Origin of the sequence: Aminobacter sp. NyZ550 (genome assembly GCF_025628925.2) — a bacterium.
Taxonomy (GTDB): domain Bacteria; phylum Pseudomonadota; class Alphaproteobacteria; order Rhizobiales; family Rhizobiaceae; genus Aminobacter; species Aminobacter ciceronei.
Genome location: NZ_CP114190.1, coordinates 4105451 through 4121101 on the forward strand (window position 1 = coordinate 4105451; position 15651 = coordinate 4121101).

Genomic DNA, 15651 nt, shown 5'->3' on the forward strand with positions numbered 1-15651 from the left:
TCATCGACTGGTAGGTTGAGCGGGCTGCTCTGATCATGCTGTGCGGGAGATCGGCCTTGTCACAGCATCTCTCCCCGCCTGAGCGAAAGCTCGCGCGCTCGCATCATCAGGCTTGCCGATGCAAACGCAGTTTTGCCTTTCTGTCAAATTATTTTCACATCAGGAACTGACGCGCGAAATCGCTAGCCGCCCGAACGCGTCTTGAGGATCGCTGAAAAGCGCGGGTCGAAGGCGCGGCCGATCGGCTCGGCGGCAGCGCCAAGCGCTATCGACCAGGGGTCGGTGATGCCGAGCTGCAGGCGCGGCAAGCTCCGTCCCGGCCGGTTGGCGATCGACAGCGGCAGCGGCTGCATCGCCGCGAGGATCAGCCGCGCCAGAGCTTCCGGCGCGCCGCTGGTCAGGATCACGGTCTCAGGGTCGAAAAGCGTCTCGATGAGCTGGACGCTCCAGCGCAGGTCCATGGCGGCGTCCCTGACCCAGGCGATCAGTGCCGGGTCTTCGGCCAGGGCCAGCGCCTCGACATGCTGGTAGAGGCCCGTTTCGGACGGGTCGAGCCCGAGGTGCTGATAGAGCGAGGCCAGTGAGGCCCGGTGCTCGAGCACCGCACCGTCACTGCCGCGCGGCGACAGCAGCGCCATGCCGATTTCGCCTGAATTGCCGTTGCCGCCCCGGTAGAGCTCGCCATTGAGGATCAGGCCGGCGCCGATGCCGTAGCCGACATAGAGGCAGACGGCGTGATCGAGCCCGTGCGCGGCCCCCACCATGCGCTCGGCAATGGCGCAGGCGGCGGAGTCGTTCTGCAGGCTGACGTCGAGCCCGGTGCCGGCGGTGAGCGTCTCCAGCAGCGGATATTTCTGCCAGGCCGGCATCATCCATTTGTTGTCGCCGAACTCCTCCAGCCCGAACGGGCCGGGCATGGCGACGCCGAGGCCGACGATGCGCTGTTCGGACTGCTGCGAGATCGCGGCGAGGTCGCGCCTGATGCCGTCGATCACGGCGAGAATGATCTTCACGCCACCATGCGGATCGTCGGGAGGCAGCTTGGCCTCGGCGCGCACCAGCACGGTGCCGACGAGGTCGACGGCGACGGCACGGGTCAGATGGCGGTCGATCTGCAGGCCGATGGCAAAGGCGCCTTCGGGCACCAGCCGGTATGGTGTCGAGGGCTGGCCCCTGCCCTTTCTCACCGCGTCGAGCGAGACGACGAAACCGTCGCGCTCCAGCTCCTCGATGATGTTGGACACGGCCTGCTTGGTCAGCTGCGTCGCCCGCGCCAGGTCGGCCCGCGACAGCGCCCCGTTGAGCCGCAACGCGTCCATCATGACGCGGCGATTGTGGGCGCTGGTGCCCTCCTGGTTGGTGCCGCTGGTGGCGCGGATCGGGCTGCTGTCGCTCAACTGTTTTCCCCTCTTGACTCCACTAGATAATTGCAGAAGTAATAAGTCAAGTCAGTTGACTTAATAAGGAACCGCAAGAGTTCCAGGGAACCAAAGGCGGCTGGAGCCGCCGCATTTTTCGATCAGGACAGCCGCTTGCGACAGATCGCGAGGCCGAGGCCCCGTGCCCTTCCCAGGCGAGACGGCAGCGTAAAGCGCGCCGCCGGACGGATTTGAACAAGCTAGAAATGGAGGATGAAATGTTGAAATCGATTAGCAGGACATTGCTCGGCGCGGCTTTCGTTGGTGGCGCCTTCATGCCTCATGCATTTGCCGAAACCTCGATCAACGCGCTGTTCATGGCCCAGGCCGCCTATAGCGAGGCCGACGTGCGGGCGATGGCCGAGGCCTTCTCCAAAGCCAATCCCGACATCAAGGTCAATCTCGAATTCGTGCCCTACGAAGGCCTGCACGACAAGACGGTGCTGGCGCAAGGATCGGGCGGCTACGACGTGGTGCTGTTCGACGTCATCTGGCCGGCCGAATATGCCTCCAACAACGTGCTCGTCGACGTCTCCGCGCGCATCACCGACGACATGAAGAAGGGCGTGCTGCCAGGCGCCTGGACCACCGTCAACTACGACGGCAAGTCTTATGGCATGCCGTGGATTCTCGACACCAAGTACCTGTTCTACAACAAGGAAATCTTGGAAAAAGCCGGCATCAAGAGCCCGCCCAAGACCTGGGACGAGCTGGCCGAGCAGGCCAAGATCATCAAGGACAAGGGCCTGTTGGCGACGCCGATCTCGTGGAGCTGGTCGCAGGCGGAAGCGGCGATCTGCGACTACACCACTTTGGTCAGCGCCTATGGCGGCGACTTCATCAAGGACGGCAAGCCGGCCTTCCAGAGCGGCGGCGGTCTCGATGCGCTGAACTACATGGTGACGAGCTACAGCTCGGGCCTGACCAACCCGAACTCCAAGGAGTTCCTCGAAGAGGACGTGCGCAAGGTGTTCCAGAACGGCGAAGCCGCCTTCGCGCTCAACTGGACCTACATGTACAACATGGCCAACGACCCCAAGGACAGCAAGGTCGCCGGCAAGGTCGGCGTCGTGCCGGCACCTGGCGTTGCGGGCAAGAGCGAGGTCTCGGCGGTCAACGGCTCGATGGGCCTCGGCATCACCACGGCGAGCAAGCATCCCGAGGAGGCCTGGAAGTTCATCACCTTCATGACCTCGCAGGAAACGCAGAACCAGTATGCCAAGCTCAGCCTGCCGATCTGGGCCTCGTCCTATGACGATGCTGCCGTCACCAAGGGCCAGGAAGAGCTGATCGCGGCGGCCAAGCTCGGCCTGGCGGCGATGTATCCGCGCCCGACGACGCCGAAATACCAGGAGCTGTCGACGGCGCTGCAGCAGGCGATCCAGGAATCGCTGCTTGGCCAGGCAAAACCCGAAGACGCCCTCAAGGGCGCTGCCGAAAACAGCGGCCTGTAGGCTTTCTTGCCCCAAACTTCCGGGCGGCTCCGGCCGCCCGGCCCTTTCAGTTCAAGTGATTTCCGGGCGGCTCCGGCTGCCCGGCCCTTTCGTTCCAACTGAAAAGAGTCGCCTCATGTCGGGCTCATGGATGACGACCCGGGCATGGCTGCTGATGCTGCCGCTGCTCGTGGTCATGATATCGGTCATCGGCTGGCCCCTCGTCGACACGATCCGCCTGTCGTTCACCGACGCCAAACTCGTCGGCACCGAAGGCAATTTTGTCGGCCTCGACAACTACGCGAAGATGCTGACCGGCGCGAACTTCCAGCGCACGCTTGTCACCACGACATGGTTCGCGGTCGTCTCGGTGGCGGCGGAGATGGTGCTCGGCGTGTTCGCGGCACTGTTGCTGAACCAGCGGTTTTACGGCCGCACCGTGCTGCGCGCGCTGATGATCCTGCCCTGGGCGCTGCCGACCGTGGTCAACGCCACGCTGTGGCGGCTGATCTACAATCCCGAATATGGCGCATTGAACGCCGCGCTGACCCAGGCAGGCCTGCTCGACGCCTACCGCTCCTGGCTCGGCGAGCCCAACACCGCGCTGGCAGCGCTGATCGTCGCCGACTGCTGGAAGAACTTTCCGCTCGTCGCCCTCATTGCCCTTGCAGCCTTGCAGGCTGTGCCGCGCGACATCACCGCGGCATCGATGGTCGACGGCGCCGGGCCGATCGCGCGCTTCCGTTTCGTCATCCTGCCCTATCTCGTCGGCCCGCTTCTGGTGGCACTGGTGCTGCGCACCATCGAGGCCTTCAAGGTATTCGACCTGATCTGGGTGATGACCCGCGGCGGGCCGGCCAACTCGACCAGGACACTGTCGATCCTGGTCTACCAGGAAGCGTTTTCGTTCCAGCGCGCCGGCTCGGGCGCCTCGCTGGCGCTGATCGTCACCTTGCTGGTCACCGTGCTGGCCGTCGCCTATGCGGCCCTTGTCAGGAAAGCTGCGGGGAGTGCGACCTGATGGAACGCAGGAGCCTGGCTTTCACCATCTTCATCCATGCCGCAGCTCTGCTTCTGGCGGTCGTCATCCTGGCGCCGGTGTTGTGGCTGTTCGTCATGAGCATCTCGCCGACGGCCGACCTGTCGGCCAAGCCGTTGCGCTGGTGGCCCGCGGAGGTCGACTTTTCCCGTTACGCCTTGCTGCTTTCATCAGTCGAAAACAGCGCCGGCGCCGCCTTCACGGCCTCCCTCTGGAATAGCCTTAAGATCGCCGGCATGGCGACGATTGCAGCGATTGCGCTTGCCATCCCGGCCGGCTGGGCGGTGTCGCGCACGCCTCAGGTCGGCTGGTCGCTGTCGGTGGTGATCGCCACCTATATGTTGCCGCCGGTGGCGCTCGCCGTGCCGCTCTATATGGGCCTGGCCTATTTCGGCATGCTCAACAACATTTTCGGCCTGGCGCTGGTCTATCTCACCATCCTCGCCCCCTTCACCACCTGGCTGATGAAATCGGGCTTCGATGCCATCCCGCGCGAGATCGAAGCAGCCGCGATGATCGACGGCGCCAGCCTGTTCCAGACGCTGCGCATCATCACCTTGCCGCTGGCAGCACCCGTTGTCGCGACGTCGGCACTGTTTGCGCTGCTCCTGGCCTGGGACGAGTTCTTCTATGCGCTTCTGTTTACCTCCGACCTGCGCGCCAAGACGCTGACGGTCGCCATCGCCGACCTCGCCGGAGGCCGCGTCTCGGATTACGGTCTGATTGCCACCGCAGGCGTGCTGGCTGCCCTGCCGCCGGTGCTGATCGGGCTCGTCATGCAGCGTGCCCTGATTTCGGGCCTGACCAGCGGCGGCGTGAAAGGATGATGACCATGACCTCACCGAAGCCCAGACCTGCCGGCCTCTTGGCCATCGACCGCGAAATGGCGCGGCAGAATGGCGACGCGCTGGCGTCCTTCGCCGAAAACGCCGGAATGGCGGCCCGGGTCGCCGCCTCGCTCGAAAGGACCGGCAGACTGCTGCTGCTCGGCATGGGCGGCTCGCATGCCGTCGGCCGGGCGGTCGAGCCGCTCTATCGCGCGCTCGGCATCGACGCCATTGCCCTGCCGCTGTCGGAGCAACTCGGCCAGGGGCTCTCGCTCGATGGCCGCACGGTCATCATGACGTCGCAGTCGGGCGAAAGTGCCGAGGTGCTGCGCTGGTTCACCGAGACGGGCGGCAACAGCGAGACTTTCGGGCTGACGCTGGAGGCCGGCTCGTTCCTGGCCCGGACAGCACCTTCGCTGGTCGGCGTCGGCGGCACCGAACTCGCCTTTGCCGCGACCCGCAGCCTGACGGTGACGCTTTCGCTTCACCTCGCCATTCTCGCCGCGCTTGGCGAACATCCGGGCGGGGCGCTTGTCGCCCTGCAACTGCCCAAGGTCGTCGATGTCGGTCCCGCGCTCAAGGCTTTGGCCGATGTCGACACCGTCGTCACCTCGGGGCGACGCCTGCAGGGCGTCGCCGAAGCGCTGGCGCTTGGGCTGACCGAACTGTCGCGGCGGCCGTGCTTTTCGCTTGAGGGCGGACAGCTGCGGCACGGGCCGATGGAGATGCTTGGGCCCAACATCGGGGTCGTGCTGTTCCGGGGCAAGGATCCGACGGCACCGCTTGTCACCGCCATGGCGATCTCGGCCGTCGAGACCGGTGCGCCCGTCGTCATCTTCGATTCCTCTGGTGAGCAGCCGGTGGCGGGCGCGACGACCCTTGCCTTCAAGCCGGCAACCGGCATGGACGCCATTTTTGCCATGCTGCCGACAGCCCAGCGGCTGATGATCGCCTTTGCCGATGCCCGTGTCGACGACGCCGGCACGCCGGTGCGCTCGACCAAGATCACGCGGAGCGAATGAATGCGTCCGCTTGCTGTCATCGGCAACGTCAATGTCGACCTCATCCTGGGGCCGACAGCACCCTGGCCGAGGGCAGGAACGGAGATCATCGTCGACCATGACGAGTTGCGGGTCGGCGGCCAGGCGGGCAACAGCGCGCTTGCCTGGGATGCGCTCGGCGTCGACTTCGAGATCGCAGCCAATGTCGGCAACGACCAGTTCGGCCTGTGGCTGCGCGACGCCTTCGGCGATCGGGCCGCCAGATGGCCGGTCGCTGCCGCGCGCACGACGCTTTCGGTCGGCATCACCCATCCCGACGGCGAACGCACCTTCTTCACCACCCATGGCCACCTGCCCCGCTTCAGCCTGGCCGATGTGTTGTCGGTGCTCGACGGCGCGCAGCTTTCCGGCGGCTACGCCTTGCTCTGTGGTGCGTTCCTGACCACCGAGCTTACGCGCGACTACGACGCCTTCTTCGACTGGGCGCATGGCCATGGCATCTCGGTCGTGCTCGACACCGGCTGGCCACCCGACGGCTGGACCGAGCACAACTGCGCCTTGACGCGGACATGGCTTGCGCATTGCGACTGTGCATTGCTGAACGAAGTCGAGGCAACGACCCTTGCAGGCCTCGACAGTCCGGCCGAAGCCGCAGTCGCCTTGTGGCGCAGCATGCCCGAAGGCGCGATCCTGGTCGTCAAATGCGGTCCGGACGGCGCCGTCGCCATCGGTCCCGGCGGCGAACTGGTGTCGGTGACAGCACCCGTCGTCACGGTCATCGACACGATCGGCGCCGGCGACGTCTTCAATGCCGCCTTCCTGGCAGCGCTTGCCGGCGACCGGCCGCTTGCTGCCTGCCTGACGGCCGGCGTGCAGGTTGCCTCGCGCGCCATTTCCACCTTGCCCCGCCTCTATGGCGGGTTGCCCGAGATCAGGGACGAATTTGCATGAGTGCGCTCGACATCCAGAACATCCGCAAGAGCTATGGCGCGGTCGAGACGCTGAAAGGCATCGACATCGGCTTGCAGAGCGGTGAGTTCCTGGTGCTGCTCGGCTCGTCGGGTTGCGGGAAATCGACCCTGCTCAACATCATCGCCGGGCTTGCCGAAGCCACCAGTGGCGACATCCGCATCGCCGGCAAATCCATCCTCGGCGTGCATCCCAAGGACCGCGACATCGCCATGGTGTTCCAGTCCTATGCGCTCTACCCCAATCTCAGCGTGCGCCGGAACATCGGCTTCGGCCTGGAGATGCGCAAGGTGCCGCTTGCCGAACGTGAGAAAGCCGTCGCGGAGGCGTCGCGGCTGCTGCAGATCGAGCCCTTGCTCGACCGCAAGCCGAGCCAGCTCTCGGGCGGACAGCGCCAGCGCGTCGCCATCGGCCGCGCTTTGGTGCGCAAGCCTCAGGTGTTCTTGTTCGACGAGCCTCTGTCCAATCTCGATGCCAAGCTCAGGCTTGAAATGCGCACCGAGCTCAAGCGCCTGCACCAGATGCTGAAGACGACAGTCGTTTATGTCACCCACGACCAGATCGAGGCGATGACGCTGGCGACGCGCATCGCTGTGATGAAGGATGGCCGCATCGAACAGCTCGGCACGCCGGAAGAGATCTACAACCAGCCCGCCACGCTTTATGTCGCCGGCTTCGTCGGCGCCCCGCCGATGAACATAATCGACGTCGAGGTCGACAATGGCGCGTTACGAATCGTCGGATCCGAGGTTCGCTTGCGTTTGCCCGACCGTTTCAGGCCACTCCTCCAGGCCCCAGTTGTCCAGGACAAGACGCGGCTTGCGCTCGGCATCAGGCCAGAGGCGCTGCGGCTGGCGTCACTTGACCAGGTAGGCAACCAGGCCGGCGGCCATGTGCTGCCGGTGCGGATCGAAGTGGTTGAACTGACCGGACCCGAACTTGTCGCCACCGCGCGCATCGGCCCGCAAAAGCTCACCGCATGTCTTGCGCCAAGAGCCAGGGTCGGCCAGGGTGACGTGGCGGCATTTGCCGTCGACGACGACGCGCTGCACCTGTTCGACCCGGCAACCGGCCAGGCGCTGCTCGCCTGAGGCATCGTCCGAACGGGCGCAATCCATCAACAAAAACGCGAAACTGCTTAAAGCAACCGCCACTTGTGCGATGGCTGCATCAGGCAGAATTTAGGCCACGTTTGCGCAGGCAATCATGCCTTGCGCCATTTGTTGGCGGAAGCCGGTCCGGGGTGGAGACGCAAGACGCGTCCTGGGTCGGCACGAGAGGGCAGCAGGAGTTCGGCAGGAAAACGCCGGCGGCCATGCGGGGAAAGCATGGGTGCGTCGGTAAGCCTGCGCCAGGACCAGGCTGCCCCCTAACCGTCTGGGAGGAAGCAAAGAGTGCTTGAGAAGTATTTCAACCTGAAGGAACAAGGGACATCGGTCCGGACCGAAGTGATCGCCGGTGTCACGACCTTCCTGACCATGGCCTACATCATCTTCGTCAACCCGGAGATCCTGTCGTCGACGGGCATGGACCGCAACGCCGTGTTCGTTGCCACCTGCCTTGCCGCAGCGATCGGCTCGCTGATCATGGGCCTGGTGGCGAAATGGCCGATCGGCATGGCGCCGGGCATGGGCCTGAACGCCTTCTTCGCCTTTACCGTCGTCGGCGCCATGGGCTTTTCCTGGCAGCAGGCGCTAGGCGCGGTGTTCATTTCAGGCGTGATCTTCCTGATCCTGACCGTCAGCGGCGTGCGCAGCTGGCTGATCGCCGGCATCCCGCACTCGATGCGCAGCGCCATTGCCGCCGGTATCGGCCTGTTCCTCGGCATCATCGCGCTGAAAAGCTCCGGCATCGTCGTGGCCAGCCCGGCAACGCTGGTGACGCTGGGCGACGTCAGCCAGACCGGGACGCTGCTTGCCATCGCCGGCTTCTTCATCATCGCGGCCCTTGACGCGCTCAAGGTGCGCGGCGCGATCCTGATCGGCATTCTGGTCATCACCATCGCCTCGATGGCGCTCGGCGTCAGCCAGTTCAACGGCATCGTCTCGATGCCGCCGTCGATCCTGCCGACCTTCCTGCAGCTCGACGTCTTCGGCGCCCTGCATGCCGGCCTGGTCCATGTCATCCTGGTGTTCGTGCTGGTCGAGGTCTTCGACGCCACCGGCACGCTGATCGGCGTCGCCAAGCGCGCCGGGCTGATCGAGCCGGGCAAGCCCAACCGCCTCGGCCGCGCCCTTCTGGCCGACAGCACGGCCATCGTCGCGGGCTCCCTGCTCGGCACCTCGAGCACGACGGCCTATGTCGAAAGCGCCTCGGGCGTGCAGGCAGGCGGCCGCACCGGCCTGACCGCCTTGGTCATCGGCGTGCTCTTCCTCGCCGCGCTGTTCTTCTCGCCGCTGGCCGGCTCGGTGCCTGCCTATGCGACGGCGCCTGCCCTGCTCTATGTCGCCGGCCTGATGATGCGCGAGCTGGTCGAGGTCGAATGGGCCGATATCACCGAGGCAGCACCGGCGGCGCTGACCGCGCTGATGATGCCCTTCACCTACTCGATCGCCAACGGCCTTGCCTTCGGCTTCATCAGCTATGCCGCGCTCAAGCTGCTCACCGGCCGTCCCGGTGAAGTCCATGCCGCGACCTGGCTGGTGGCGATCCTGTTCGTCATTCGCTTCGCCTTCTTCCCCCACTGACTTTCCCGAACCCCATCTGCAGCCGGGGCCGCCGACGCGGCCCCGGCTTTTTGTTGTCCACAGCCGGCCGCACAGACGCCGCCTGCCGCCGCGACATGCACCGAAAATTCCGCTTTCGTTTTGGTCAATGAAGGCTGAAAACGAAGATCACAACCGGGAATTGTCCTGCATTGCCCGAGGGCAACAGTGTTTCGCCTGGCGAAAAACAGAAGGTTCCGCCCTTTTGTAGGCTTATAGCCGTCTAAACTGACGGATACACGCCAAGCCCCTGCCCTGACACAACGTCAGCATGTCAGCCTGCGATCAGCGATATATTTCGTTTGACATTCACTTTCAGTTCGAAATAATCCAAATCGAGCTTCGAATGGTGCTTAAATTGCTGCAGTGCGAAAAGGCGGCGAAGGCGTGAGCAGACCCGAAATCCACGACATCTTCGTTATCGGCGGCGGCATCAATGGCTGCGGAATCGCCCGCGACGCGGTCGGCCGCGGCTACTCCGTCTACCTTGCCGAAATGAACGATCTCGCCTCCGGCACCTCGTCCTATTCGACCAAGCTGATCCATGGCGGGCTGCGCTATCTTGAGCATTACGAGTTCCGCCTGGTGCGCGAAGCGCTGATGGAACGCGAGGTGCTGTGGAAGAACGCGCCGCACATCATCTGGCCGATGCGCTTCGTGTTGCCCTATGCCAAGGGCCTGCGCCCGGCATGGCTGATCCGGCTCGGCCTGTTCCTCTACGACCATATTGGCGGCCGCAAGTTGTTGCCGCCGACACGCACGCTCGACATGCACAGCGACGTCGCCGGCAAGCCGCTGAAGCCGATGTTTGCCCGCGCCTTCGAATATTCCGACGGCTGGGTCAACGATGCGCGGCTGGTGGTGCTCAATGCCCGCGACGCCGCCGACAAGGGTGCCGTCATCCGCACCCGGGCCAAGGTGACGAGCGCGCGCCGCGACAACGGCCACTGGCACATCCGCGTCGAGGACATGCGCAGCGGCCAGACCGAAGAGGTCAAGGCACGGCTGATCGTCAATGCCGCCGGCCCCTGGATCGACCATGTGCTGACCGAGACGGTCGGCCAGAACAACGTCCACAATGTCCGCCTCGTCCAGGGCAGCCACATCGTGGTGGCGAAGAAGTTCGACGATCCGCGCGCCTATTTCTTCCAGAACAAGGACGGGCGCATCATCTTCGCCATTCCTTACGAGGAAGACTTCACCCTTATCGGCACCACCGACCAGGATTACCAGGGCGATCCCCACACCGCCCGGATCAGCCAGGCCGAGATCACCTATCTCTGCGATGCGGCGAGCGAATATTTCGCCGAGCCGGTGAAACCCGAAGACATCGTCTGGACCTATTCCGGCGTCCGCCCGCTCTATGACGACGGCGCCAGCAAGGCCCAGGAAGCGACGCGCGACTATGTGCTGAAATCCGATTCCGGCGACGGCCGCGCGCCGATCGTCAACATCTTCGGCGGCAAGATCACCACCTATCGGCGCCTTGCCGAATCCATGCTCGAGATCATCGAGAAGCAGCTGGGCAAGAAGGGCAAGGCCTGGACCGCGACCGCCGCCCTGCCCGGCGGCGATTTCGAAGCGACCGGCTTCGACGCCGAAGTGGTCAAGCTCAAGGCTGCCTACCCGTTCCTCGACATGCGCCTCGCCCGCCGGCTGACCAGGCTCTACGGCACGCGCGCCGGGACGCTTCTCGGGCTGGCGAAGTCCGAGGCCGATCTGGGGCGCAATTTCGGCGCCGATCTCTACGAGGCCGAGGTCCGCTATCTCGTCGCCCATGAATGGGCGGTGAGCGGCGAAGACGTGTTGTGGCGGCGCACCAAGCGGGGCCTCAAGCTCAGCACGGAGCAGGCCGCGACGCTCGATGAATTTCTGCAAGGAATGAGCCCAGGCGTGCACAACGCCGCGGCAGAATAGGCCTGCCCGCCTGCGTCTGCCTCTGGGAGGAGGATTTATGCTCGAACTGCGCAACGTAACCAAGACGGTGGCCGGCACGGATCATATCCGCGACGTCTCGCTGACGCTTCAGCACGGCAGCCTGAACGTCCTGCTTGGCCCGACCCTGTCGGGCAAGACCAGCCTGATGCGGCTGATGGCCGGGCTGGACAAGCCGACGTCGGGCTCGGTCTGGTTCGACGGCACCGATGTCACCGGCGTGCCGGTACAGAAGCGCAACATCGCCATGGTCTACCAGCAGTTCATCAACTATCCGGCGATGACGGTCTATGAGAACATCGCCTCGCCGCTGCGTGTCGCCGGCGCCGACAAGGCCAGGATCGAACAGGAGGTCAGGCGCGCCGCCGACCTGCTCAAGCTGACGCCCTATCTCGACCGCACGCCGCTCAACCTGTCGGGCGGCCAGCAGCAGCGCACCGCACTCGCCCGCGCCATCGTCAAGAATGCCCGGCTCGTGCTGCTCGACGAGCCGCTCGCCAATCTCGATTACAAACTGCGCGAGGAATTGCGCGCCGAACTGCCGAGGATCTTCGCCGAAACCGGCGCGATCTTCGTCTATGCCACGACCGAGCCGCATGAAGCGCTTCTGCTCGGCGGCAATGTCGCGACGCTGTCGGAAGGCCGCATCACCCAGTTCGGCGCGACGATCGAGGTGTTCCGCAAGCCTGACGACCTGATCACGGCGCGAACCTTCGCCGACCCGCCGCTCAACACCATCGTGTTGAAGAAGAGCGGCCGCAATTTCCAGCTTGATGGTGGGGTGGACCTCCCGGTGCCAGGCGAGCTCGCCGGCATTGCCGACGACAGCTATACGATCGGCTTCCAGCCCCACCATCTTTCTTTTGAGAAGCGCACGACCGACGCCGTCGGCGTCAAGGCCAAGGTGTCGGTCACCGAGATCACCGGCTCGGAGAGCTTTGTCCACCTCAACTACGCCGACGCGCGCTGGGTGATGCTGACCCATGGCATCCGCCAGTTCGAGCCGGACGAGACCATCGAGGTGTTCATCGATCCACGCCACGTCATGGTCTTCGATGCCACCGGTCGCGCCGCCGGCGCACCCTCGTCACGCGCCGCATAGGAGGGGAAGATGGCACGCATCGACCTGAACCACATCCGCCATGCCTATGGCGCGAACCCGAAATCCGACAAGGACTATGCCCTGCGCGAAGTCCATTACGGCTTCGAGGATGGCGGCGCCTATGCCCTGCTCGGGCCGTCCGGCTGCGGCAAGACCACGCTGCTCAACATCATTTCCGGCCTGCTGCATGCCTCGCACGGCCAGCTTCTGTTCGACGGCAAGGACGTGACCCGCCTGTCGACGCAGGAACGCAACATCGCCCAGGTGTTCCAGTTCCCGGTCATCTACGACACCATGACCGTCTACGACAATCTCGCCTTCCCGTTGCGCAACCGGGGCGTTGCCGAAGCCGATGTCGATCGCAAGGTGCGCGAGACGCTCGACATGATCGACCTCGCCAGCTGGGCCCGGCGCAAGGCGCGCGGGCTGACCGCCGACCAGAAGCAGAAGATTTCGCTCGGTCGCGGCCTCGTCCGCTCCGACGTCAATGCCATCCTGTTCGACGAACCGCTGACCGTCATCGACCCGCATATGAAATGGGTGCTGCGCTCGCAGCTCAAGCAGCTTCACCGCCGCTTCGGCTACACCATGATCTATGTCACCCACGACCAGACGGAGGCTTTGACCTTCGCCGAGAAGGTGGTGGTGATGTATGACGGCGAGATCGTGCAGATCGGCACGCCGGCCGAGCTGTTCGAGCGCCCCAAGCACACCTTCGTCGGCTATTTCATCGGCTCCCCCGGCATGAACGTCATGCCGGTGGCGGTCGAAGGCAGGCGCGCCAGGCTCGGCGGCCAGACCATCGACCTGCCCGGCACGCCCAAGGCCGAAGGCGCAAGCATCGAACTCGGCATCCGGCCCGAATATGTCAGGCTCGGCGCCAAGGGCATGCCCGTCACCATACGCAAGGTCGAGGATATCGGCCGCCACAAGGTGGTGCGCGCCAGCCTCGAAGGCCGCGAGATCGCGGCGATCCTCGGCGAGGACGATCACGTGCCGGCCGATCCGCATGTCAGCTTCGATCCTGCCGGCATCAACCTCTACGACAAGTCCTGGCGCGTCGAGATGGGAGCGTAACCCGTGGAAAAGACCTGGAACAACAAGGCCTGGTTCATGGTGCTGCCAGTGCTGGTGCTGGTGGCCTTCTCGGCGGTCATCCCGCTGATGACCGTCGTCAACTATTCGGTGCAGGACACGTTCGGCGGCAACCAGTTCTTCTGGGCCGGAGCCGAATGGTTCGAGGAGATGCTGCATTCCGACCGCTTCTGGGCGGCGATGGGCCGCAACCTGATCTTCTCGGCGATCATCCTGGCGATCCAGATCCCGCTCGGCATCTTCATCGCCCTCAACATGCCGCGGAAGGGCTGGGGCGTGCCGGTCTGCCTGGTGCTGATGGCGCTGCCTTTGCTCATTCCGTGGAACGTCGTCGGCACCATCTGGCAGGTCTTCGGCCGCATCGACATCGGCCTGCTCGGCTACACGCTGCATGCGCTCGGCTTCGACTACAACTATGTCAACGACCCGTTCGACGCCTGGGTGACGGTCATCGTCATGGATGTCTGGCACTGGACCAGCCTTGTCGTGCTGCTCTGCTATGCCGGCCTGGTGTCGATCCCCGACGCCTTCTATCAGGCCGCCAAGATCGACGGCGCCTCGCGCTGGGCGGTGTTCCGCTACATCCAGCTGCCGAAGATGCAGCGCGTGCTGCTGATCGCCGTGCTGCTGCGCTTCATGGACAGCTTCATGATCTACACCGAGCCCTTCGTCGTCACCGGCGGCGGCCCCGGCAACTCCACCACCTTCCTGTCGATCGACCTGGTCAAGATGGCCGTCGGCCAGTTCGACCTCGGCCCGGCGGCGGCGATGTCGATCATCTACTTCCTGATCGTGCTGCTGCTGTCATGGGTCTTCTACACCGTCATGACAAATTACGACTTGGAGAAGTGAGATGGCGGGGACAAGGCAAGCAGTCGCGGACGCCGACAAGGACAAGATGATGCGGGATGCCGTGACCTCGACGGGCGTTGTCCATAGCGGCGCTCCAGACGAGGCGCTGGCGCGCAGGATGCGGCGGCGCGGCGAGGAATCGCGCTTCTGGTGGGTGGTGCCGACGCTCTACATCATCTTCCTGATGCTGCCGATCTACTGGCTCATCAATATGAGCTTCAAGTCGAACCAGGAAATCCTGGGCACATTTTCGCTCTGGCCGCAGAGCCCGACTCTGCGCAACTACGGCGTGATCTTCACGGATCCGTCCTGGTACAAGGGCTACATCAACTCGATCATCTATGTGGTGATGAACACGGTGATCTCGATCGCCGTCGCCCTGCCTGCGGCTTACGCCTTCTCGCGCTACCGCTTCCTCGGCGACAAGCACCTGTTCTTCTGGCTTCTGACCAACCGCATGGCGCCGCCGGCGGTGTTCGCCCTGCCCTTCTTCCAGCTCTATTCGGCCTTCGGCCTGATCGACACGCATATCGCGGTTGCGCTGGCGCACTGCCTGTTCAACGTGCCGCTGGCAGTCTGGATCCTCGAAGGCTTCATGTCGGGCGTGCCGAAGGAGATCGACGAGACCGCCTATATCGACGGCTACTCGTTCCCACGCTTTTTCGTGAAGATCTTCGTTCCGCTGATCGCCAGCGGCATCGGGGTCGCGGCCTTCTTCTGCTTCATGTTCTCGTGGGTCGAACTCTTGATCGCCCGCACGCTGACCACCACCGACGCCAAGCCGATCGCCGCGATCATGACACGCACCGTCTCGGCCTCGGGCATGGACTGGGGCGTGCTCGCCGCGGCCGGCGTCCTGACCATCATTCCGGGCGCGCTCGTCATCTGGTTCGTCCGCAACTACATCGCCAAGGGCTTTGCCCTGGGCCGCGTCTGAGGGAGCGTTTGTGATGGACCTTTCATGGATGGCCTGGACGCTGCCGACAGCGGCGTTCTTCATCACCATCTTCCTGATGCTCGTGGGCATGGGCGTGTGGGAATATTTCTCGCCCGGCGGCAATCCGCGCGTCGGCATCCTCCGCTTCGAAACGACCCGGGGCGACAGGCTTTTCGTTTCGCTGCTCGGCAGCGCCTTCATTCATCTCGCATGGCTGGGTCTGATCGGGCCCAACCTGTGGTGGGCTCTCGCTCTCGCAGTGGTCTACGCGATCGGCGTATTCCGCTTCGTCTAGAGGGGGAAATGTTGGGCCGCCGCAAGCCCGCGGCGGCGCCAAA

General features: G+C 64.4%; 14 protein-coding genes. 13 read left to right on the top strand and 1 reads right to left on the bottom strand.

Translation table 11 applies throughout. The annotated features are described in order from the left end of the window. Positions 1-182 precede the first annotated feature (182 nt). Positions 183-1397, bottom strand: a complete 1215-nt coding sequence (locus N7E70_RS20395; protein WP_263007431.1) for an ROK family transcriptional regulator — start codon at positions 1395-1397, stop codon at positions 183-185. A 239-nt stretch (positions 1398-1636) separates the two neighbouring features. On the opposite strand from N7E70_RS20395, the gene N7E70_RS20400 reads away from it, so the two are divergent. From N7E70_RS20400 to N7E70_RS20460, 13 genes are all read left to right on the top strand, one after another. Beyond that, the gene (locus tag N7E70_RS20400) at positions 1637-2872 is read left to right on the top strand and encodes an extracellular solute-binding protein (RefSeq protein ID WP_263007432.1); all 1236 of its coding nucleotides are present in this window, start codon (positions 1637-1639) and stop codon (positions 2870-2872) included. A gap of 115 nt (positions 2873-2987) precedes the next feature. Beyond that, positions 2988-3872 carry a carbohydrate ABC transporter permease gene (locus N7E70_RS20405; RefSeq protein ID WP_263007433.1) on the top strand — a complete coding sequence of 295 codons (885 nt, stop codon included), beginning with the start codon at positions 2988-2990 and terminating at the stop codon, positions 3870-3872. Beyond that, positions 3872-4717: a carbohydrate ABC transporter permease gene (locus N7E70_RS20410; RefSeq protein ID WP_263007434.1), complete on the top strand. Its 846-nt coding sequence runs from the start codon at positions 3872-3874 to the stop codon at positions 4715-4717. Before N7E70_RS20405 ends, N7E70_RS20410 begins: the two co-directional genes overlap by 1 nt. A gap of 5 nt (positions 4718-4722) precedes the next feature. After that, the gene (locus N7E70_RS20415; RefSeq protein ID WP_263007435.1) at positions 4723-5739 is read left to right on the top strand and encodes an SIS domain-containing protein; all 1017 of its coding nucleotides are present in this window, start codon (positions 4723-4725) and stop codon (positions 5737-5739) included. After that, the gene (locus tag N7E70_RS20420; protein ID WP_263007436.1) at positions 5740-6669 is read left to right on the top strand and encodes a PfkB family carbohydrate kinase; all 930 of its coding nucleotides are present in this window, start codon (positions 5740-5742) and stop codon (positions 6667-6669) included. It abuts the gene before it with no gap. Beyond that, complete coding sequence (locus N7E70_RS20425) at positions 6666-7778, top strand: ABC transporter ATP-binding protein (RefSeq protein ID WP_263007437.1); 1113 nt, start codon at positions 6666-6668, stop codon at positions 7776-7778. Before N7E70_RS20420 ends, N7E70_RS20425 begins: the two co-directional genes overlap by 4 nt. Before the next feature lie 303 nt (positions 7779-8081). After that, entirely contained in the window at positions 8082-9374 is a 1293-nt protein-coding gene (locus N7E70_RS20430) for an NCS2 family permease (RefSeq protein WP_263007438.1), read from the top strand. Between the two features lie 405 nt (positions 9375-9779). Then, positions 9780-11309 (top strand): glycerol-3-phosphate dehydrogenase, encoded by a 1530-nt coding sequence (gene glpD / locus N7E70_RS20435; protein WP_263007439.1) that lies wholly within the window; start codon positions 9780-9782, stop codon positions 11307-11309. Positions 11310-11346: 37 nt separating this feature from the next. Beyond that, positions 11347-12429, top strand: coding sequence for an ABC transporter ATP-binding protein (locus tag N7E70_RS20440; protein WP_263007440.1), 1083 nt, complete (start codon positions 11347-11349; stop codon positions 12427-12429). A gap of 9 nt (positions 12430-12438) precedes the next feature. Next, complete coding sequence (locus N7E70_RS20445; protein ID WP_263007441.1) at positions 12439-13506, top strand: ABC transporter ATP-binding protein; 1068 nt, start codon at positions 12439-12441, stop codon at positions 13504-13506. A 3-nt stretch (positions 13507-13509) separates the two neighbouring features. Then, complete coding sequence (locus tag N7E70_RS20450) at positions 13510-14376, top strand: carbohydrate ABC transporter permease (protein WP_263007442.1); 867 nt, start codon at positions 13510-13512, stop codon at positions 14374-14376. 118 nt (positions 14377-14494) lie between these two features. Beyond that, entirely contained in the window at positions 14495-15313 is an 819-nt protein-coding gene (locus N7E70_RS20455; RefSeq protein ID WP_442866523.1) for a carbohydrate ABC transporter permease, read from the top strand. A 13-nt stretch (positions 15314-15326) separates the two neighbouring features. After that, the gene (locus N7E70_RS20460) at positions 15327-15608 is read left to right on the top strand and encodes a DUF2160 domain-containing protein (protein WP_067963213.1); all 282 of its coding nucleotides are present in this window, start codon (positions 15327-15329) and stop codon (positions 15606-15608) included. The last annotated feature ends 43 nt before the right edge of the window (positions 15609-15651 follow it).

Excerpts from the sequence above, each read along its gene's own strand:
- N7E70_RS20400 (WP_263007432.1), top strand. The coding sequence starts at position 1,637 with ATGTTGAAATCGATTAGCAGGACATTGCTCGGCGCGGCTTTCGTTGGT.
- N7E70_RS20405 (WP_263007433.1), top strand. The coding sequence starts at position 2,988 with ATGTCGGGCTCATGGATGACGACCCGGGCATGGCTGCTGATGCTGCCG.
- N7E70_RS20410 (WP_263007434.1), top strand. The coding sequence starts at position 3,872 with ATGGAACGCAGGAGCCTGGCTTTCACCATCTTCATCCATGCCGCAGCT.
- N7E70_RS20415 (WP_263007435.1), top strand. The coding sequence starts at position 4,723 with ATGACCTCACCGAAGCCCAGACCTGCCGGCCTCTTGGCCATCGACCGC.
- N7E70_RS20420 (WP_263007436.1), top strand. The coding sequence starts at position 5,740 with ATGCGTCCGCTTGCTGTCATCGGCAACGTCAATGTCGACCTCATCCTG.
- N7E70_RS20425 (WP_263007437.1), top strand. The coding sequence starts at position 6,666 with ATGAGTGCGCTCGACATCCAGAACATCCGCAAGAGCTATGGCGCGGTC.
- N7E70_RS20440 (WP_263007440.1), top strand. The coding sequence starts at position 11,347 with ATGCTCGAACTGCGCAACGTAACCAAGACGGTGGCCGGCACGGATCAT.
- N7E70_RS20445 (WP_263007441.1), top strand. The coding sequence starts at position 12,439 with ATGGCACGCATCGACCTGAACCACATCCGCCATGCCTATGGCGCGAAC.
- N7E70_RS20455 (WP_442866523.1), top strand. The coding sequence starts at position 14,495 with ATGCGGCGGCGCGGCGAGGAATCGCGCTTCTGGTGGGTGGTGCCGACG.
- N7E70_RS20460 (WP_067963213.1), top strand. The coding sequence starts at position 15,327 with ATGGACCTTTCATGGATGGCCTGGACGCTGCCGACAGCGGCGTTCTTC.